Below are 20,034 nucleotides of genomic sequence, written 5' to 3' on the forward strand. Positions count from 1 at the left end.
TTCGGCTCTCGGAAGGTTTTGGCCGTGCGTAGTCTGTGCGGCATGCAGACCACTGGGAACCGAACGACGCGGCTGAGCGTCAAGACTGTCGGCTTACCGGCTGTCTGCCGGATGAGCTCCCAACCGGGCTGGTCCGTATTCATTTCGGGGGGACCGGAACTCAACTGCCGCTTCCAGGCGTCCGCGCCTGCCCGAGGAGTAGTCGTTCGATGAGCGAGCACCGTCGCAAACAACCGCAGCCGCAGGGTGGCGGACGTGCCGCGGCCAGGCGTGCGGCCCAGCAGCCATCAGGCCGCCGCGCTGCCCCTTCCCAGGAAACCGTTTCGGCTTCGCACTCCGATTCGTACGAGGAGGAGACCGCCTACGGCGGGCGTGCCGCCGCCAGGCGTGCCGCCCAGCGGGGCGGCCGCCGACGTGCGCCGGATGCCGGGGGGCCGGGCCGTGGTGGACCCGGCGGTGGCCGGCGTGGCGGGGGCGGAGGGGCCGAAGGGCCCGGCCGCGGTGGCCAGCCGGGCAAGAAACGGCTGATCGACTATCCGCGCTACGGCAAATACGGCTGGCACCGATGGGTGCCGTCCTGGAAGCAGACCACCGCCCTCTCCATCGGTTTCCTCGGCTCCGTCCTCGCCGCGGGGACGATCGCGTACGCCGTGGTCCAGGTCCCCGACGACAACAAGGCGTCGAAGGCCGAGAACAACGTCTACTACTGGGACGACGGCACGCAGATGGTCGCCACCGGTGGTGAGGTCAACCGGCAGATCATCGGGATCGAGAGCATCCCCAAGGCGATGCAGTGGGCGGTCGTCTCCGCCGAGAACAAGTCGTTCTACGAAGACCCCGGTATCGATGTCATGGGCATGGGCCGGGCGCTGTTCAACATGGCCATGGGCGGTGACACGCAGGGTGGCTCGACCATCACCCAGCAGTACGTCAAGAACGCCCGCCTCGGAGACCAGAGCCAGACGTTCAGCCGTAAGTTCAAAGAGCTGTTCATCTCCATGAAGGTCGGCACGGACATGGACAAGCCCGAGATTCTGGCGGGCTATCTGAACACCTCGTACTACGGACGCGGTGCCAGCGGCATCCAGGCCGCGGCCCGTACGTACTACGGCAAGGACGCCAAGGAGCTGAACGCGAGCGAGTGCGCCTTCCTCGCCGCGCTCCTCAAGGGTCCGACGCTCTACGACCCCGCCGGACAGTCCGAGATCGACCCGGAGGCCACCGCCGCCAAGAACACCGAGCGGGCTACGGAGCGCTGGTCGTGGATTCTCGACGAGATGGTCAGGGACAAGCGCCTCGACGCGGCAGAGCGTGCCAAGTACACAAGCTTCCCGATGCCGGACCCGCCGAAGAAGAACGGCGAGCTCAGCGGACAGATCGGCTATCTGGTGGACCTGGCGAAGGCCTACTTCGTCAACAACAACGACCAGGGCACCACGGCCGAACAGCTGGCCACGGGCGGCTACGAGATCCACACGACCTTCAACAAGAAGAAGGTCCAGCAGCTCCAGAAGGCGGTCGAGAAGGTCTACGACGCCAATATCGACCCCAAGAAGCGGCCGAAGACCGACACGCACGTCCAGTTCGGCGGTGCCTCCGTCGAGCCCGCGACCGGGAAGATCGTCGCCATCTACGGCGGCCAGGACGCGGTCAAGCACTTCACCAACAACGCCGACCAGACGGGCGCGCAGGTCGGATCGACCTTCAAGCCGTATGTGCTGGCCGCCGCGATGGACAAGGGTGTGCGTGATCCGCAGGGAGGCCTGGACCAGGGCCCGGACCAGCGCACTCCCGTCTCGCCGGACAAGACGATCTACAACGGCGACAACAAGCTGAAGATCAAGAACTACGACGGTTCGATCTGGACCAACGAGGAAGGGAAGGAGTGGCTCCAGACCAACGACGGGGATGAGTCGTACGGCGACATCGATCTGCGTGAGGCGATGCGGGAATCAGCCAACTCCCCCTTCGTCCAGCTCGGCATGGACGTGGGCATCCCGGTGGTGCGGGACTACGCGATCCGGGCGGGCCTGCTGGAAAGCTCTCTCAACAAGTCCGACGTGCCGTCGTTCTCGATCGGTATCTCCGACCCCAGCGCCATCCGCATGGCGGCCTCCTACGCCACCTTCGCGTCCAGCGGCAAGCAGCGCGACCCGTACTCCGTCACCGAGGTGAAGAAGGGCGGCGGGACCGTCTACCAGCACGACAAGGGGGCGAAGACGGCGTTCTCCGCCGCGGTGGCGGACAATGTCACGGATGTCCTGAAGACCGTGGTGGAGGACGGAACGGGCAAGAACGCCCGGCTGGAGGGGCGTGAGGTGGCCGGCAAGACCGGTACCACCGACGGCAACAAGTCCGCCTGGTTCGTGGGTTACACCCCGCAGCTCTCGACCGCCATCGACATGTACCGGATGGACGACGACGCGAACAACAAGAAGCGCGAGTTCCTGGAGATGTACGGCACCGGTGATCAGGAATCGATCCACGGTGCGTCGTTCCCCTCCGAGATCTGGCACGACTACATGGCGGAGGCGCTGAAGAACGTGCCCGCCAAGGCCTTCCCCAAGCCCGAGCCCATCGGCGGCAGCTGGTACGGCGGCGGCGCCGCCAGCCCGACCCCGACGCCGAGCGAGACCCCGTCCGAGACGCCGTCGGAGACCCCCTCCGAGACGCCGTCCGAGACGCCGTCCTCGGCCCCGCCCAGCCCGAGCGACACCTGTGAGCAGATCTTCGGCTGTGGCGACAACGGCGGAGGCAATCAGGGCGGCGACAACGGCGGCGGCAATCAAGGCGGCAATCAGGGCGGTGACAACGGCGGCGGCAACGGCGGACCGAGTTCATCACCGCCGGCGACCGGCGCCGATCCGGGCGGCCAGGACGGCAGCGGTGGCTTCTTCGGAGGCTCGGGGGGTTAGCCGGCCGGGGGCGGCGGGAGGACAGCCGCTCGGCCCGACCGACGATCCTGCCCCTGGCAGCGTCCGACGTGCCTGATCGAGGGCCGTCGCACCGGTTACGCACAGACCCACTGTGCGTACCGTGCGGCGGCCCTCGTCGCGTTCACGGCCCCGTACGGCAGGATGGGCGCCATGCCCAGCGCAGAAGAGACAACCGTGCACCAGGACCGGCCGGTCGTGTCCCCCACCCGGCGGGACGAGATCGCCGCGGCCGGCAGTGAGCTGATCGGGGGCCCGATCGGGCGCTGGGCCTGGCTCGGCAGCAGCCGGCTCACGCCCGTACGTGTCGTCGCATTGGTGGCGATCGGAATGTTTGCGCTGGGCATGGCACAGAAGATGCCCTGTTACGAATGGGCCTGGTTCCGGGGCGCCAGCTCGCAGTACACCCACGCCTGCTACTCGGACATTCCGCACCTCTATCTGGGGCGTGGCTTCGCCGACAACCTGGTGCCGTACTTCGACCGGCTGAACGGCGACATGCCGTATCTGGAGTACCCCGTACTGACCGGCCTCTTCATGGAGGTCGCCTCCTGGCTCACGCCGGGCGGCTCCATCCAGTACCGCGAGCAGATGTACTGGATGGTCAACGCGGGGATGCTGATGATCTGCGCCGCGGTCATCGCGGTCTGTGTCGCACGCACCCACCGGCGCCGCCCCTGGGACGCCCTGCTGGTCGCTCTGGCGCCCGCTTTCGCGCTCACCGCCACCATCAACTGGGATCTGCTGGCCGTGGCGCTCACCGCCGCGGCGATGCTGATGTGGTCCCGCGGCCGGACGCTGGCCTTCGGCATCCTCATCGGGCTCGCGACCGCCGCCAAGCTCTATCCCGTTCTGCTGATGGGACCGCTGTTCGTGCTGTGCTGGCGGGCCGGGAGGTTCCGGGAGTACGGCACGGCCCTGCTGGGCACGGCGGGCGCGTGGCTGGCGGTGAATCTGCCGGTGATGGTGCTCGCACCCGAGGGGTGGAAGAAGTTCTACACCTTCAGCCAGGAGCGGCAGGTGGACTTCGGGTCCTTCTGGCTGATCATCACACAGCGCACGGGCAAGTCACTGGAGGTCGACACCGTCAACACCTATGCGATGGTGCTGATGGTGCTGGCGTGCGCGGGCATCGGGCTGCTGGCCCTGACGGCCCCGCGCCGGCCGCGTTTCGCGCAGCTCGCCTTCCTTGTCGTCGCCGCGTTCATCCTCACCAACAAGGTCTACTCGCCGCAGTACGTACTGTGGCTGATTCCGCTGGCCGCCCTGGCACGGCCGCGCTGGCGGGACTTCCTGATCTGGCAGGCCTGCGAGGTCATGTACTACCTGGGCATCTGGATGTACCTCGCGTACACGACGAGCGGTGACGCCCACAAGGGCCTGCCCACGGAGGGATACCAGCTCGCCATCGCCCTGCATCTGGCGGGGACGCTGTATCTGTGCGCGCTGGTCGTACGGGACGCCCTGCTGCCCGAGCGGGACGGTGTACGGACGGACGGTACGGACGACCCTTCGGGCGGTGTGCTGGACGGCGCGAAGGACGTGTTCGTACTCGGACAGGCCCGCCGCTCGACGGAGCAGACGGCTCAGACGGTGGAGGCACCGCGCGTCGAGTGGGGGATGCGGCCGCCCGGAGCGGCCTGAGAGCGGCTCGGTGCGGGCTTGCCGCGCGCTTCCCAGGCTCCGGCTCCTCCGGGCTCCCCTGCGCCTTTCCGAAGGCTTCCTGGCGCTCCGGACTCCACTGAGACGCTCAGAGCGCTTGTGAGGGCGCTCTGAGCGCGGTGCCGCGAGGGGCGGTGCTGCGAGGGCGCCGGGGGCCGCGGGCGGGCCTGGCGTCAGCGGTCGACGAGGCGGTCGAACTGGGTTGTCGTGTGGCGCAGATGGGCCACCAGTTCGTCGCCGACCTTGGGCTCGTCGGCCTCCGAGGGCACGAACAGGATCGAGACCTGCATGTGCGGGGGCTCGGCGAACCAGCGCTGCTTCCCGGCCCAGACGAACGGGGAGAGATTGCGGTTGACCGTGGCCAGACCGGCGCGGGCGACGCCCTTGGCGCGGGGCATCACGCCATGCAGGGCCTTGGGTGCCTCCAGGCCGACGCCGTGGGACGTACCTCCCGCGACAACCACCAGCCAGCCGTCCGAGGCGGCCTTCTGCTGCCGGTAGCCGAACCGGTCGCCCTTGACGACCCGGGTGACGTCCAGGACGGAGCCGCGGTACTCGGTGGCCTCGTGGTCGCCGAGCCAGAGCCGGGTTCCGATACGGGCGCGGAAACGGGTCTGCGGGAACTGCTGCTGCAACCGGGCCAGCTCACTGGAGCGCAGATGGCTGACGAACATGGTGTGCAGCGGGAGCCGTGCCGCGCGCAGCCGGTCCATCCAGCCGATGACCTCCTCGACCGCGTCGGAGCCGTCCGTACGGTCGAGCGGAAGGTGCAGGGCGAAGCCCTCCAGACGTACGTCCTCGATGGCGGCGTGGAGCTGGCCCAGCTCTTCCTCCTTCACGCCATGGCGCTTCATGGAGGACATGCACTCGATGACGACACGGGCGCCGACCAGCGCGAAGACCCCGTCGACGGACGAGACGGAGCGGATGACGCGGTCGGGCAGCGGAACCGGCTCCTCGCCCCGCCTGAAGGGGGTGAGCACAAGGAGGTCACCGCTGAACCAGTCCTTGATCCGGGCGGCCTCGTAGATGGTGCCCACGGCCAGCGTGTCGGAGCCGAAGCGTGTGGTCTCGTCGGCGAGGCGCTCATGGCCGAAGCCGTAGCCGTTGCCCTTGCAGACCGGGACAAGCCCCGGGAATTGCTCGATGACCGACTTCTGGTGCGCCCGCCAGCGCGCGGTGTCGACGTAGAGGGAGAGCGCCATGCCGGTCCGGAACCTTTCTCGGGGCTGCGGTGTATGAAGGGTATGAGTGGTCTTGGGGTTCTTGAGGGCTTTACGGAAATGTCCACCGCACGTGTCCGCGGCCCATCATCGCGGTTAACGGCGCGACATGTAGATGTCGAGCGCCTTGTGGAGCAGTTTGTTGAGCGGGAAGTCCCACTCGCCGATGTACTCGACGGCCTCGCCGCCGGTGCCCACCTTGAACTGGATCAGACCGAAGAGATGGTCGGTCTCGTCGAGCGAGTCGGAGATACCGCGAAGGTCGTAGACGGTGGCGCCCATCGCGTAGGCGTCGCGCAGCATCCGCCACTGCATCGCGTTCGAGGGCCGGACCTCGCGCTTGTGGTTGGCGGACGCGCCGTAGGAGTACCAGACATGGCCGCCGACGATCAGCATCGTCGCCGCCGCGACGTTCTCGCCCTCGTGCTGGGCGAAGTACAGACGCATACGGTTGGGGTCCTCGGCGTTCAGCACGGACCACATCCGCTGGAAGTACGAGAGCGGGCGCGGCCGGAAGTGGTCACGTTCGGCCGTGATCTCGTAGAGCCGCTGCCACTCGGCGAGGTCGTCGTAGCCGCCCTGGACGACATCGACGCCGGCCTTCTCCGCCTTCTTGATGTTGCGCCGCCAGAGCTGGTTGAAGCCCTTGAGGACATCGTCCAGCGAGCGGTTGGCCAGGGGCACCTGGAAGACATAGCGCGGTTGTACGTCCCCGAAGCCGGCGCCGCCGTCCTCGCCCTGCTGCCAGCCCATCTTGCGCAGCCGGTCGGACACCTCGAAGGCGCGGGGCTCGATGTGTGTGGCCTCGACATCGCGCAGGCGCTTGACGTCCGGGTCCTGGATGCCGGACTTGATGGCGCCCGCGTCCCAGCGGCGGATGACGACCGGGGGGCCCATCTTCACGGAGAAGGCGCCCTGGTGCTTGAGGTGCGCCAGCATCGGCTGGAGCCAGTCGTCCAGGTTGGGGGCGTACCAGTTGAGCACCGGGCCCTCGGGCAGATACGCCAGATACCGCTTGATCTTGGGGAGCTGACGGTAGAGCACCAGTCCGGCGCCGACGAGCTGGTCGTTCTTGTCGAACCAGCCCAGGTTCTCGGAGCGCCACTCCGTCTTGACGTCAGCCCATGCCGGGACCTGGCAATGACTCGCCGCGGGCAGGCTCTGGATGTACGCCAGATGCTGCTCTCGGCTGATGGTCCTCAGGGTAAGGCTCATGCGGGGCGCTCCTCGGCAGGTGTGTCCCCATGGATACAGGGGCTCCGGCTCTCGCGCCGAAGCCTACTGCGCCGATGGAGCGCCCGGTCTGGCCGTGTACGGAGCGGCCGTCAGCCGATGACTCCGCCGAACAGTCCGCCGTGTGACATTCCGAGGAAGAAGCCGACCGCGGAGGCTCCCAGCCCGAGGATGTTGAGGAAGCGTTCACGGGTCGTGACGGAGATGAACTGCCCGTACGCACCCGTCAGGATCCCGATCAGTCCGGCCCATGAGCTGAGCAGATGCAGGTTGTAGAAGAAGGCCGAGAAAAAAGCGAGAAGTCCCAGTGTCAGCGTCACCGCGACCAGCGCGTCCTGGCGGGGATGACGCTTGCCGTCCGTGGAGAAGAGGGAGGTGGCGGAGTTCGGTCGCATTGCCTGTGCCATGTGGCACCTCCTGGCCATAGCCGGAAGGCGGCGCATCGTAGCGTCGCACACACCCGATGTGTACAGATTGCGGCCGGGGGCGGCCGGATTTCAAGCGGAAGCCGCAGTGCGGGTAGTCTGTACGGTCTGCACCGGTGTCTGCCCAGGCCAGCACACAATCCCTCGTACCGCGAGCCGGATTGTCAGTGGCGGCCGATACCGTTGCTCACGCATCACGACCCTCCTGCCACGGAACGACCGTGGCCGCTGAGTCCAAAGGAGGTGGGTTCCACATGCGTCACTACGAGGTGATGGTCATCCTCGACCCCGATCTCGAGGAGCGCGCTGTCTCCCCGCTGATCGAGAACTTCCTCTCCGTCGTCCGTGAGGGCAACGGAAAGGTCGAGAAGGTCGACACCTGGGGCCGTCGTCGTCTCTCTTACGAGATCAAGAAGAAGCCCGAGGGCATCTACTCGGTCATCGACCTTCAGGCCGAGCCTGCGGTCGTCAAGGAGCTCGACCGACAGATGAACCTGAACGAGTCGGTCCTCCGGACCAAGGTCCTCCGTCCCGAGACCCACTGAGCATCTAGCTCAGAGGTCATCGGGTCCGAGTAGCAGCAAGCAGCCAGAAGCAATCCCCGCCGAGAGGTTCACCCATGGCAGGCGAGACCGTCATCACGGTCGTCGGCAATCTCGTCGACGACCCCGAGCTGCGCTTCACCCCGTCCGGTGCGGCGGTCGCGAAGTTCCGCGTCGCGTCCACTCCTCGCACCTTCGACCGTCAGACCAATGAGTGGAAGGACGGCGAGAGCCTGTTCCTGACCTGCTCGGTCTGGCGTCAGGCGGCGGAGAACGTCGCCGAGTCGCTTCAGCGAGGCATGCGCGTCGTCGTGCAGGGCCGGCTGAAGCAGCGGTCGTACGAGGACCGCGAGGGCGTCAAGCGCACGGTCTACGAGCTGGATGTCGAGGAAGTCGGCCCCAGCCTCAAGAACGCCACGGCCAAGGTCACCAAGACCACCGGCCGTGGTGGCCAGGGCGGCTACGGCGGCGGCCAGGGCGGCGGCGGCAACTGGGGCGGCGGCCCCGGTGGTGGAGGCCAGCAGGGCGGTGGCGGTGCTCCCGCCGACGACCCGTGGGCCACCAGCGCGCCGGCCGGCGGCGGCCAGCAGCCGCAGAGCGGCGGGGGCAATGGAGGCGGCTGGGGCGGAAGCTCCGGCGGCGGCTACTCGGACGAGCCTCCCTTCTAGGGCGGGCTCGTACCCCACTTCTTGATCACACAGGAGAAACACCATGGCGAAGCCGCCTGTGCGCAAGCCTAAGAAGAAGGTCTGCGCTTTCTGCAAGGACAAGACCCAGTACGTGGACTACAAGGACACGAACATGCTGCGGAAGTTCATTTCCGACCGCGGCAAGATCCGTGCCCGCCGCGTCACCGGCAACTGCACGCAGCACCAGCGTGATGTCGCCACGGCCGTCAAGAACAGCCGTGAGATGGCGCTGCTGCCCTACACGTCCACCGCGCGATAAGGGAAGGGTGACCGACTCATGAAGATCATCCTCACCCATGAGGTCTCAGGCCTCGGTGCCGCCGGTGACGTCGTCGACGTCAAGGACGGCTACGCTCGCAACTACCTGGTCCCGCGCGGTTTCGCGATCCGCTGGACCAAGGGTGGCGAGAAGGACGTGGCGCAGATCCGCCGCGCCCGCAAGATCCACGAGATCGCGACCATCGAGCAGGCCAACGAGATCAAGGCCCGTCTCGAAGCCGTCAAGGTGCGGCTGGCTGTTCGCTCTGGCGACGCCGGTCGTCTCTTCGGTTCCGTCACTCCGGCCGACCTCGCTTCCGCGATCAAGTCCGCCGGTGGCCCGGAGGTCGACAAGCGCCGTATCGAGCTGGGTTCGCCGATCAAGACCCTGGGCTCGCACCAGGTGTCTGTGCGTCTGCACCCCGAGGTCGCCGCGAAGCTCGGCATCGAGGTCATCGCCGCGTAAGCGCTGCGCTCGGCAGAGCATGGAGAGGGCCGCATCCCGTCAGGGGTGCGGCCCTCTCGCTGTTGTCGCTGTTGTTGTCGCTGATGTTTCACGTGAAACGGGCACCCTGGATGGCTCGCTCCTGAATGTTTCACGTGAAACGGCGACCAGCGCTGGTGCACCGCGTCAGCGTGTAGCACCCGTGACGAGCCAACGGCTGGAGCGTGTGCGCAGCCAGAGCGTCAGCATGCGGACCGCCATCATCAGTCCCATCGCCCACCAGAGTGCTGTCAGACCACCGCCCAGAGCGGGGACGAGTAGAGCGACCGGTGCGAAGACCGCCAGTGTCACCAACATCGCCCCGGCCAGATAGGGGCCGTCCCCCGCGCCCATCAGTACGCCGTCCAGTACGAAGACAATGCCCGCGACCGGCTGGGAGACGGCCACGACCAGCAGGGCAGGCAACAGGGTGTCCCGGACCACCTGGTCGCCGGTGAAGAGCGGGATGAACAGCGGGCGGGCGAGCACAATCAGAGCGCCGAGCAGCACACCGGAGACGATTCCCCACTGCACCATGCGACGGCAGGCCTCTTGGGCGCCCTTGATGTCGTCGGCCCCGAGATAGCGACCTATGATCGCCTGGCCCGCGATCGCTATCGCGTCGAGCGCGAAGGCCATCAGACTCCACAGCGACAGGATGATCTGGTGGGCGGCCACGTCAGCGTCGCCCAGGCGTGCCGCGACCGCGGTGGCGATCATCAGTACCGCGCGCAGCGAGAGCGTACGGACCAGCAGGGGCACGCCGGCCTGGGCACTGGCCCGTATCCCCGCGGAGTCCGGGCGCAGCGAGGCGCCATGCCGGCGCGCTCCTCGTACGACAACCACCAGATAGACGGCGGCCATCGCGCACTGGGCGATGACCGTGCCCCAGGCCGAGCCCGCGATACCGAGACCGGCACCATAGACAAGGACGGCGTTGAGCGCAGCGTTGGCGCCGAATCCGCCGATGGCGACATAGAGCGGGGTCCGGGTGTCCTGGAGCCCGCGCAGTATGCCGGTCGCAGCCAGTACAACCAGCATGGCCGGGATACCCAGGCTGGAGATCCGCAGATAGGTGATGGCGTATGGGGCGGCGGTGTCCGAAGCCCCGAAGAGGCCGATGAGCCAGGGTGCGGCGGGCAGGGTGGCGGCGATGACAGCGGCGCCGAGAAGCAGGGCCAGCCAGATACCGTCCATGCCCTGACGGATGGCGCCCGGGAGATCGCCGGCGCCGACGCGACGGGCGACGGCCGCGGTGGTGGCGTAGGCGAGGAAGACGAAGACGCTCACCGCGGTGGTGAGGAGAGCGGCAGCGATGCCCAGCCCGGCCAGTTGCGGGGTGCCGAGATGGCCGACGATCGCACTGTCCACCATCACGAAGAGCGGCTCGGCGACAAGAGCGCCGAAGGCGGGAACGGCGAGTGCGAGGATCTCGCGATCGTGCCGTCGCCGTAGGGTTCTGGATCCCGCGGGGGCCTGTGTCATGCGGTCAATCTAATCTTCCACAGGTAAGCGGCGCAATCAACTTGCAGTCCTTACTTGTCTCCTCGGTGAGGGCTCTGCTGTGCGCTGTTTGTTCTGATCTTGGTCCAGTCGGGAAAGTTTTTCTCCCCCACAGCCGGTGGATGGAAAAAGGCCAGCTCAAGTGGGGTGCGATGAGGTCGCTATGACTTTGTCCACAGTGCTGTCCCCCGGTCCGTGCACAGGTTCGCGGGGGTTCTCCACAGCATCTGATCCGTCGTCCACATGGCCTGTGGATAACCAGATTGGCTGACGGTGCAGACGGGCCTACCGTGGACCGGCGTCCGACGCGCCGGAACCGGAGTCAGGCCTCTCGTTTTGTCAGTGTCGTGCCGTAGAAACAGTGGCACGGCGAGGTCCGCGGCGCGGACGTGAGGAGGTGGCCGGTGAGCATTCCCGAGCCATTGGACGACCCTTGGACCGATGCCGGTCCCAGTGACCGTCTGCCTGTCTCCCGGCAGCGCCGTGGTGAGGGCCGAGGCCGCGACGAGCAGCATGAGCGTGGGCGTGACACCGGGGTCTGGGACGGCGGATCCACGGGTTTCGAGCGGGTTCCGCCGCAGGATCTCGACGCCGAGCAGTCCGTCCTCGGCGGCATGCTGCTGTCCAAGGACGCCATCGCCGATGTCGTGGAGATCATCAAGGGGCATGACTTCTACCGCCCCGCGCACGAGACCGTCTTCCAGGCCGTCCTCGACCTCTACGCGAAGGGCGAGCCGGCCGACCCGATCACGGTGGCGGCCGAGCTGACCCGACGCGGGGAGATCACCCGCGTCGGCGGGGCCTCGTATCTGCACACACTCGTCCAGTCGGTGCCGACCGCGGCCAACGCGTCGTACTACGCGGAGATCGTCCATGAGCGGGCGGTGCTGCGCCGGCTGGTCGAGGCGGGCACCAAGATCACGCAGATGGGATACGCGGCCGACGGCGACGTCGACGAGATCGTCAACTCCGCCCAGGCCGAGATCTATGCCGTCACCGAGCAGCGGACCAGCGAGGACTATCTGCCGCTCGGCGACATCATGGAGGGCGCGCTCGACGAGATCGAGGCCATCGGTTCCCGCAGCGGGGAGATGACGGGTGTGCCGACGGGCTTCACGGACTTCGACTCCCTCACCAACGGCCTGCATCCCGGCCAGATGATCGTCATCGCCGCCCGTCCCGCGATGGGCAAGTCCACGCTCGCGCTGGACTTCGCCCGTGCCGCGTCCATCAAGAACAATCTGCCCAGCGTGATCTTCTCGCTCGAAATGGGCCGCAACGAGATCGCGATGCGTCTGCTGTCGGCGGAGGCCCGAGTGGCGCTGCACCATATGCGCTCCGGCACGATGACGGACGAGGACTGGACCAGACTGGCCCGCCGTATGCCGGACGTGTCCCAGGCCCCGCTCTACATCGACGACTCGCCGAATCTCTCGATGATGGAGATCCGGGCCAAGTGCCGTCGCCTCAAGCAGCGCAACGACCTCAAGCTGGTGGTCATCGACTATCTCCAGCTCATGCAGTCCGGTGGCTCGAAGCGCGCCGAGAGCCGCCAGCAGGAGGTCTCGGACATGTCGCGAAACCTCAAGCTCCTCGCCAAGGAGCTGGAGCTGCCGGTCATCGCGCTGTCACAGCTCAACCGTGGCCCCGAGCAGCGCACGGACAAGAAACCGATGGTCTCCGACCTGCGTGAATCGGGCTCCATCGAGCAGGACGCGGACATGGTGATCCTGCTGCACCGCGAGGACGCCTACGAGAAGGAGTCCCCCCGCGCGGGCGAGGCCGACCTGATCGTGGCCAAGCACCGTAACGGCCCGACAGCCACGATCACCGTGGCCTTCCAGGGCCACTACTCCCGCTTCGTGGACATGGCGCAGACCTGACGCCCGAGTTTTGTAGGGTCTCAAATTTCGCGGCACAATCTCAGCTCCGATGGCATATCGGCGGCACTTATGCCGTCTCCGTGAGACTTGCTGGTCGAGGCCGTCACCTTTTCGAGTGACGGAGGCTCTGGAGCATTCCGCCCGACGATGCGGCGCTGACACCCTTGGCTACATGGGCTATTGCCCGTGGGCTGGGGGTGTGGGGTGGACAGTGCGGCTGTGACGGTGAGCGTTCGTCGGCCAGATGGCCCTCCCACCGAGGACGAAGAGTGGGACTTGGCGCCCATCGGCCTCCTGCAGTCGGCTCAGCCCTGGCGGACGTTCCGTTGGTACAAGGGCCAGAAGCACTACTCGGGCACCTACTGGTCGGCGACTATGCGCGATCACGTGATCTACGAGTCGCGACTGGAGCTGTCGCGGTTGCTCTTCGCTGATTTCGATCGGTCCGTACGCGGCATCGTGGCCCAGCCCTTCTTGCTGAAGACGGTGCTGGAGGGGAGGGTCCGGAAGCACATCCCGGACTATCTCCTGCTCACCGGGCAGGTCCCGGTGGTCGTCGACGTCAAGCCGCTGCACCGGTTGTCCAAGCCGGAGGTGGAGTTCACCTTTGGCTGGACTCGGCGAGCGGTGGAGTCGCGGGGATGGAAGTACGAAGTCTGGAGCGAGCATCCGACCGTGGAGCTGGAAAACATCCGGTTCCTGGCGGGCTATCGAAGGGACTGGCTGTTCAGCCCCAAGGTTCTGGATGAGCTGCGGGGAGCTGACCTCGATGGTGTCTCTTTGGGGCAGGCTACGTGCTGTCTGCCGGATCGCCCGGAGCCTCAAGTGCGTTCTGCTGTCCATCATTTGCTCTGGACGCAGTCTCTCGTTACCGATCTCGATCGACCGCTCAGCCCTTCCCATGTTCTGAGGTGGGTGGCATGAGCAGGGCGGGGGCTCGGGTCGGGGTCGGTACGCGCTTCTGCTACGACGGAGAGACCGTCGAGGTGGTGGAGATGGCCGCGACCACAGCGGGCAACGAAGTGGTCTTGAAGGACGCCCACGGGCGACTTCTGCGGCTGTCGCTCAAGGAGCTGCTGTTCTCAGACCGCGCCGCCATCAGTCCCGACGGTCCGGGACCGTCGGCAGACGACGAGGGTGAGATCGCCTCCGTAGTCCTCGCGCAGCTTGACGAGGCGGAGAAGAGGAAGGTCCTTGATCGGGCTGAGCATGTCCGCGAGGTGCTGACGGGTTACCGGTCCGGCAGCCCAGAACTCGCGCGTGCTGACGAACCTCGCCCCGAGTACTCGCCGGAGAGGCCGTTGGAGGCCAGATACGCGTCGAAGATCGCCGAACTCGGAATGGGCCTCCGCACCTTGAAGCGCTGGATCGCCGAATTCCGGGAGCACGGAGAGGCTGGGCTTGCCCCCAAGAAGGGACCGGCTCGGAGGTCGGAGATCGCGGCCGATGAGCGGTGGGTGGAGACCGCGTTGGAAGTCATGGTCGAGCACACAGATCAGTCGAAGCCGTCGCGCACGTTGGTGATCGAGCGGACCCGGGCACGGGTGATCGCGCGGTTCGGACCAGATGCGGTGAAGATGCCGAGCCGGGCGACGGCGTTTCGACTGCTGGAGGAGCTGGAACGGCGACATCCACTATTCCGGCTGAGTACGAAACGCAACCGGGACATCGCTGGTCGGCCGGAGGGCGTCTACGGGAAGCTGCGGCCGACGCGGCCAGGTGAGTATCTGCTGATGGACTCCACTCGGCTGGATGTGTTCGCGTTCGACCCGTTCACACTCAAGTGGGTCCAGGCCGAGCTGACGGTCGCGATGGACTGGTACACCCGCTGCCTCACCGGGATCCGGGTCACGCCAGTCTCCACGAAGGCGGTGGACGTCAGCGCGGTGCTCTTCCAGTCATTCCGCCCGCGGCCTGCGGGGCGGGACTGGCCACGGCACGCGGTCTGGCCCGAGCACGGCATCCCCCGGACCGTCCTGGTCGACGTCGATGGGGCCGTCGGTCCGGGGCTCGCGTCTCCTCCGCTGGTTCCCGAGACGCTGGTTGTCGATCACGGCAAGGTCTACGTCTCGGAACATCTGACCAGCGTCTGCCGTCGGATGGGCATCTCGATCCAGCCCGCACGGTTGCGAACGGGACGGGACAAAGGGCCGGTTGAGCGCTACTTCCGCACCCTGCGCGAGGGGCTGTTGCAGATACTGCCCGGCTACAAGGGCCCTGACATCCACTCCCGGGGCGAGAGCCCGGAGGACGACGCGTTCTTCTTCCTCGACGAGCTGGAAGCCATCGTCCGGGAGTGGACGGCGACGGTCTATCACTGCCGGCCGCACGCGGGTCTGGTCGATCCTGGGGTGCCTGGGCTGAGGATGTCCCCGGCGAAGATGTTCGAGCACGGCATGGCCAGGGCCGGCTACATCGAGGTCCCCCGTGACCGGGACCTTGGCTTCGAGTTCCTGCAGACGAAGTGGCGCACGGTCCAGCACTATGGCGTCGAGATCGGCCGCCGACGCTACAGCGGGCCGGGCCTTCCGGAGGCGGGTATCCGCAGCCCCTACGACGGCCCGGTGAAGAACGGCTGGCCGTTCCAGGTCGACCCGGACGACATCACCCGGATCTACTTCCGCAACCCTTCGACCCGCGAGTGGCACACCCTGACGTGGGAACACGCGCCGTCGGCGCGGATGCCGCTGAGTGAGGACTCACTGATTTTCGCCCGGCAGCTGGCCGCTGGGAAGTACCGCTTCCCTGATGACCGGCTCGCCGTGGCTGATCTGTTGGAGCGGTGGAACCTTGGGCTGGGCACCACCCTCGCAGAGCGGCGCATGGTCCTGCGGCTCTCGCGTGAGCAGGCCGCCATCGAGCTGCCTCCGACCGAGGAGGAGACGGTCGTCTCGCTTCCCTCCGTACGCAGAGCCCTCGGGCAGGCCGAAGTTCTGGAGAAGCCGGCGGGGGAACCGCTGCCGGAGAGCGTCGAGATGGGCGATGACGACGAGGCCGATCTGGAAGATCTCGCCGCTGAGGACGACTTCTACGCCGACGCTCTGGAGGATGTGTGAGTACGGACTCCCCGCCGGGCCTGGGCAATCTGGCCCTGTCGCGCAAGGAGGACTGGAAGGCGTTCGCCGAGACCCCGCGCCGGATCCAGCCCGAACAACTGACTCGCCGCCAGGTGAAGGCCCTGGGCGAGGAGGCGAGAGTTGAGCGTGATCGGCTGCTGCGGGAGTGGCATGCGAACCTGGGGCCGATCAAGACGCCTCAGCTGGCGGAACTGCACGACGACTTGTGGGACATCGTCGACAGCAACGTGCAGGACGGCGACAAGGCGAAGGGCGCCGTGGCGGTCGACGCATTCCCCGGACTCGGGAAGACCACCTCGGTGCTGGCCTTCCTTGGCGAGTTCCATCGTAGGGAGATCGCCGAGCGGGGCGCCTTCACCGCGGCGGGGAATGAGCGCCTCCCGGTCTGCCGGGTCGGGCTGACCGGCAACACCGGGATGAAGGATCTCAACCGGTCCCTGCTGGAGTTCTTCGGCCATCCCGGGCGCAACCGCGGGACCACCGCCCAGTTCGGCCAGCGGGCCCTGGACTGCGTGGTGTCCTGCGAGGTCCGTCTGCTCGCTCTTGATGACCTGCACTTCCTGAAGTGGAATCAGAAGAACGGCATCGAGGTCAGCAACCACCTCAAATGGATCGCCAACGAGTTCCCCGTGACGCTTGTGATGATCGGCGTGGGCCTCGCCGGCAAGGGCCTGTTCAGCGAGGGCGACTCCCGGCGGAATACGGCACTGGCTCAGACTGGGCGCCGCACCACCCGGCTGGGCATGCGGCCCTTCACGATCGAGTCCGAGGCCGGCCGGCGGGAATGGCGGCAGATGCTGCTGGCCCTCGAACAGCGCGTCGTCCTGGCCGACAAGCATCCTGGGATGCTCGCGGACGACCTCTCCGACTACCTCTTCGCCCGCAGCACTGGACACATCGGCTCCCTCATGACACTGATCAACCGGGGCTGCCAGCGGGCGGTCCGCAGTGGCGCCGAGCGCCTCAGTCGTGACTTGCTCGACGGAGTGAAGAACGATGAGGCATCCGAGGCGGCCCGCAAAGAGCTCGAAGCGGCGTTGGAGAAACGACACCTGACGAGCCGGCCGCGATCCCAGCGCCGCCCGGCGGCATGAACGACACCGTCCGGACCCTGCCGATTCGGATGCGGCCCCTGGCAGGCGAGGCACTCGATTCCTGGCTGGAGGCACTGGCAGGGAGACTGGATGCGCAGCTCGGCGAGGTGCTGCGGCACCTGGGACTCCCGGTCAGGGACCGGTCGGGGAATCACCTGCGGGGCATTCCCTCGGACTGGACGATTCTGCTCAACGAGCAACAGATCGCGGCCATCACGCACGCGAGCGGGCTGGACGAACAGATCGTCAGGGGCATGACGCTCGCCCATTTCGACTCACGGGCCGTGAGTATCAATTTCGAGCAGCGGTACGTGAATCGCCGTGTCCTCTGGGGCCGCGGCGGGGGCTCGCGGTTCTGCCCCGACTGCCTGCGGGAGACCGGTGGCCGCTGGCAATTGTTCTGGCGTCTGGGCTGGGCTTTCGCCTGTCCTCGGCACGGCCGGCTGCTGGCGGACTGCTGCCCTCAGTGCGAGCGCGTCCCCCGTCAGCGGCCCCGCTCCGGGCAGGTTGTTCCCCACCCGGGAGGCTGCGGCAACCCAGCCGCCCATACCGGCAACCCCGTCACCGGTGGCTGCGGCTTCGATCTTTCACAGACCCGTACGCTCCGACTGCCTGCGGCGCATCCCGTCCTCAGGGCCCAGGAGCTGCTGATGAACGTCATCGAGACGGACATCGCAGACTTCGGTCCCTACGCACTCGACCCGCAGCCGTCCCGGGCAGCATTGGCCGACGTCCGGGCGATCGGCGGGCGGGTACTGGCAGACCTGCCCGCACACGACCTCAGGAATCTGGTGCCGGCGGACCTCGCCGAGGACTACTTCACCGTCGATCCCGGCTCCCAACTCGCCCTGAGAGCAGTGGAACGGCCCGGCTTCATGGCCCCGCCGCGAGCCGTGAGTACAGCCGTCGCGGTGAGCATCGCCCTGCACGTTCTCGGACAGCCCGATGTCCACCGGGCGGGGACCGAGTTGCGTGGCCTGCTGGAGGCGATGCGTGAGGAGCTCTGGCAGATCAGCGCCACCAGCATCGACAGCTGGGGTCGTGGCCTGAGTCCCGTCCTGAGCGCGGTGAATCTGTCCGCCCTCGCCCCATCGCTCCGACCCAGCGAACACCTCCGCTACCGCACCCCCACTGACATGCCCCGGCTCCCGAAGAGGACGGTCCGGGAGATCGAAGATCGGGCACGGAAGATGCCCAGCATGTTCTGGCCGTCCTGGACGGTCCGGCTCACCCCTCCCGACGGCGTCTATCCCCGCATCCTCGCTCCGGTCCTGGCCGCCTCCCTGCTGGTCATCGACAGCAAGGTCCGCCTGGAGGATGCCGCTGAGCACCTCGGTTCGGTCACCGACGGCATCGGTATTTCCCGCATCCTGCAGATGCTGGACGACCAGCCGCATTGGGCGGACTCCGTTGCCGCATTGGTCCGACTCTCCGATCACCTCGATGCGACCGAGGTTCCCATCGACTACCAGCGGCGGCGGAGCCTGGACTACGCCCAGCTATTGCCGCATGAGCATTGGCGGGACATCTGCCGCCGCACCGGCGCACTTCCCGGAAACGGACTCCGTGAGCGCGTCGTCCGCTGCCAGCTGTTTCAGCGCATCAGCGGCCTTCCCGCTGAAGCCGCCCCCGACCACTCCAGCATCAACGAGGCACGGTTCAGGGCCGAGGCCGCCCGCTTCGCCACCATCCAAACTCCTTATCTGGCCGACGTGTTGAACGAGGAGGCCCGCACCTTCTTGGCTGCCCACGGCATTCATGAAGAGCCGGCGACCTGGCAGCCGCCCCTGACCTTGCTGAGCGGACTCGCTCTTCCTGGACCTGATCTGGACCGCATCGACGTGGCCAAGTTGCACCAGTTCGTCCGGCAGCACAAGAGTCCCGTCCGGCAGGCGGCTGAGACCTTCGGCACCAGCATCGAGGTCATCCGCCTCATGTTGGATGAACAACCTGCCCCGGCTCTCCCACCGACCGAGGCCACCGCCAAGGCGACCGGCCTCATCCGTTTCAAAGCACGCCAAGAAGTACCGAAGGAGACCTTCACCAGCCTCTACCTGGATGAACACCGCTCGCTTCAGCAGATCGCCGAACACACCGGCTTCTCCCGCCAGATGCTGACAGCTCTCGCCCGCGAGTACGGCATCCCGATCCGCGATGGCCCCCAGGACTACAAGCGTCGCGGAACCATCGAACGGGCGTGGCTCATCGAGCAGTACGTCGTTCGGCGACGCACTCTGCCCGACCTTGCCCGCGAGACCGGCATGAGCACTGCGAACATGGCCCGCTGGGCCCACATCCACAAGATCCCTCTTCGCCCCCGCGGCGGCGGAAGCCACAAGACTGCCCTGCAGGTGACCGCGCAGGCGGCCAGCACCCCCGCAATTCTGCGCAAGGCCCTCACCGGCGCCTTCGCCTGGCAGCGACTCGAACGGTTCGCGGCCGCGTCGTCCTACCCCACGATCGGTGAGGCGGCCAAGGCCCTGAGCATCCACCCGTCGGCCCTGGTGATTCAGATCAATCGCCTTGAACGTGACCTCGGGAAGACGCTGTTGGAACGTGCGGAACGTGGCCGGGCCATGAAACTGACCCCCTTCGGCAAGAAGGTCATGGGGGCCGTCTGCACGAGGTTGAATCAGCCTTGATGCTGAGCGTCATCCGCTGCGAACTGCGAGCCGATGTTGTTCCACATGAAGCCGTCTTTCCAGTCCGTCTTGTTGGCCGCCCAGCTGAGCATGGCGGTCAGCACCTTCTCCTGGGAGATGGTTCGCGTCTGATAGTGCTCGGCCGCTATGCCGTCCCGGAATTCGAGTTGGTACGTGTTGTCGTCGCGCAGCAGCACCTGGACATACCAACTGCCCTCCATGTCCTCCTCCACGCGCTCCAGGACCAGATGCGCGTTCCCGCGCTGGAGGTTGGCCACCATCCGGCCTATCGCCGGCTTCGTGGGCTTCTTCACCACCTGCCCCGCCTCATCAGTTGCAATCAGCATGGCCCGATCCTCCAACATGGCTCTGACATTGCCCCAGCG

At 66.9% G+C, this 20,034-nt stretch carries 16 protein-coding genes; 11 read left to right on the plus strand and 5 right to left on the minus strand.

From position 1 onward, the window contains the following. Positions 1 to 209: 209 nt before the first annotated feature. Positions 210 to 2,915 carry a transglycosylase domain-containing protein gene (locus OG214_RS19815; protein ID WP_405985491.1) on the plus strand — a complete coding sequence of 902 codons (2,706 nt, stop codon included), beginning with the start codon at positions 210 to 212 and terminating at the stop codon, positions 2,913 to 2,915. A 171-nt stretch (positions 2,916 to 3,086) separates the two neighbouring features. Further along, positions 3,087 to 4,577, plus strand: a complete 1,491-nt coding sequence (locus tag OG214_RS19820; protein WP_405985492.1) for a glycosyltransferase family 87 protein — start codon at positions 3,087 to 3,089, stop codon at positions 4,575 to 4,577. 191 nt (positions 4,578 to 4,768) lie between these two features. Here OG214_RS19820 and OG214_RS19825 read toward each other — a convergent pair whose 3' ends face one another. The 3 genes from OG214_RS19825 to OG214_RS19835 all read right to left on the minus strand — a co-directional run bounded on the left by OG214_RS19825 (position 4,769) and on the right by OG214_RS19835 (position 7,458). Next, positions 4,769 to 5,800 (minus strand): alanine racemase, encoded by a 1,032-nt coding sequence (locus OG214_RS19825; protein WP_363079907.1) that lies wholly within the window; start codon positions 5,798 to 5,800, stop codon positions 4,769 to 4,771. 114 nt (positions 5,801 to 5,914) lie between these two features. Further along, positions 5,915 to 7,033: a peptidoglycan bridge formation glycyltransferase FemA/FemB family protein gene (locus OG214_RS19830; RefSeq protein ID WP_363079908.1), complete on the minus strand. Its 1,119-nt coding sequence runs from the start codon at positions 7,031 to 7,033 to the stop codon at positions 5,915 to 5,917. A gap of 110 nt (positions 7,034 to 7,143) precedes the next feature. After that, the gene (locus tag OG214_RS19835) at positions 7,144 to 7,458 is read right to left on the minus strand and encodes a hypothetical protein (RefSeq protein ID WP_405985493.1); all 315 of its coding nucleotides are present in this window, start codon (positions 7,456 to 7,458) and stop codon (positions 7,144 to 7,146) included. A gap of 272 nt (positions 7,459 to 7,730) precedes the next feature. Here OG214_RS19835 and rpsF point away from each other — a divergent pair, with 272 nt between their 5' ends. From rpsF to rplI, 4 genes are all read left to right on the plus strand, one after another. Next, positions 7,731 to 8,021: a 30S ribosomal protein S6 gene (gene rpsF, locus OG214_RS19840; RefSeq protein WP_006604399.1), complete on the plus strand. Its 291-nt coding sequence runs from the start codon at positions 7,731 to 7,733 to the stop codon at positions 8,019 to 8,021. A gap of 74 nt (positions 8,022 to 8,095) precedes the next feature. Beyond that, positions 8,096 to 8,686, plus strand: coding sequence for a single-stranded DNA-binding protein (locus OG214_RS19845; protein WP_066947110.1), 591 nt, complete (start codon positions 8,096 to 8,098; stop codon positions 8,684 to 8,686). Positions 8,687 to 8,729: 43 nt separating this feature from the next. After that, a complete protein-coding gene (rpsR, locus tag OG214_RS19850; RefSeq protein WP_003967857.1) occupies positions 8,730 to 8,966 on the plus strand; it encodes a 30S ribosomal protein S18 in 237 nt (78 codons plus the stop codon). A gap of 18 nt (positions 8,967 to 8,984) precedes the next feature. Continuing rightward, on the plus strand, positions 8,985 to 9,431 hold the full coding sequence (gene rplI / locus OG214_RS19855) for a 50S ribosomal protein L9 (protein ID WP_363079910.1): 447 nt from the start codon (positions 8,985 to 8,987) through the stop codon (positions 9,429 to 9,431). Between the two features lie 165 nt (positions 9,432 to 9,596). Here the strand turns inward: rplI and OG214_RS19860 are convergent, their stop codons facing one another. Continuing rightward, a complete protein-coding gene (locus OG214_RS19860) occupies positions 9,597 to 10,934 on the minus strand; it encodes an MATE family efflux transporter (RefSeq protein ID WP_405985494.1) in 1,338 nt (445 codons plus the stop codon). Between the two features lie 422 nt (positions 10,935 to 11,356). Between OG214_RS19860 and dnaB the strand changes: the two genes are divergently transcribed. The 5 genes from dnaB to OG214_RS19885 all read left to right on the plus strand — a co-directional run bounded on the left by dnaB (position 11,357) and on the right by OG214_RS19885 (position 19,648). Next, positions 11,357 to 12,835 (plus strand): replicative DNA helicase, encoded by a 1,479-nt coding sequence (gene dnaB, locus OG214_RS19865; RefSeq protein WP_363079912.1) that lies wholly within the window; start codon positions 11,357 to 11,359, stop codon positions 12,833 to 12,835. 219 nt (positions 12,836 to 13,054) lie between these two features. Then, the gene (locus OG214_RS19870; protein WP_405985495.1) at positions 13,055 to 13,759 is read left to right on the plus strand and encodes a TnsA-like heteromeric transposase endonuclease subunit; all 705 of its coding nucleotides are present in this window, start codon (positions 13,055 to 13,057) and stop codon (positions 13,757 to 13,759) included. Further along, the gene (locus OG214_RS19875; RefSeq protein ID WP_405985496.1) at positions 13,756 to 15,891 is read left to right on the plus strand and encodes a helix-turn-helix domain-containing protein; all 2,136 of its coding nucleotides are present in this window, start codon (positions 13,756 to 13,758) and stop codon (positions 15,889 to 15,891) included. Before OG214_RS19870 ends, OG214_RS19875 begins: the two co-directional genes overlap by 4 nt. Then, positions 15,888 to 17,006, plus strand: coding sequence for an ATP-binding protein (locus OG214_RS19880; RefSeq protein WP_405985497.1), 1,119 nt, complete (start codon positions 15,888 to 15,890; stop codon positions 17,004 to 17,006). The genes OG214_RS19875 and OG214_RS19880 overlap by 4 nt, the downstream gene beginning before the upstream one ends. After that, on the plus strand, positions 17,003 to 19,648 hold the full coding sequence (locus tag OG214_RS19885; protein ID WP_405985498.1) for a TniQ family protein: 2,646 nt from the start codon (positions 17,003 to 17,005) through the stop codon (positions 19,646 to 19,648). Before OG214_RS19880 ends, OG214_RS19885 begins: the two co-directional genes overlap by 4 nt. Here OG214_RS19885 and OG214_RS19890 read toward each other — a convergent pair. After that, a complete protein-coding gene (locus OG214_RS19890; protein ID WP_405985499.1) occupies positions 19,639 to 19,995 on the minus strand; it encodes a hypothetical protein in 357 nt (118 codons plus the stop codon). The genes OG214_RS19885 and OG214_RS19890 overlap by 10 nt on opposite strands. Positions 19,996 to 20,034 lie beyond the last annotated feature (39 nt).

The sequence above is a fragment of the Streptomyces sp. NBC_00872 genome, assembly GCF_045161915.1.
GTDB lineage: Bacteria > Actinomycetota > Actinomycetes > Streptomycetales > Streptomycetaceae > Streptomyces.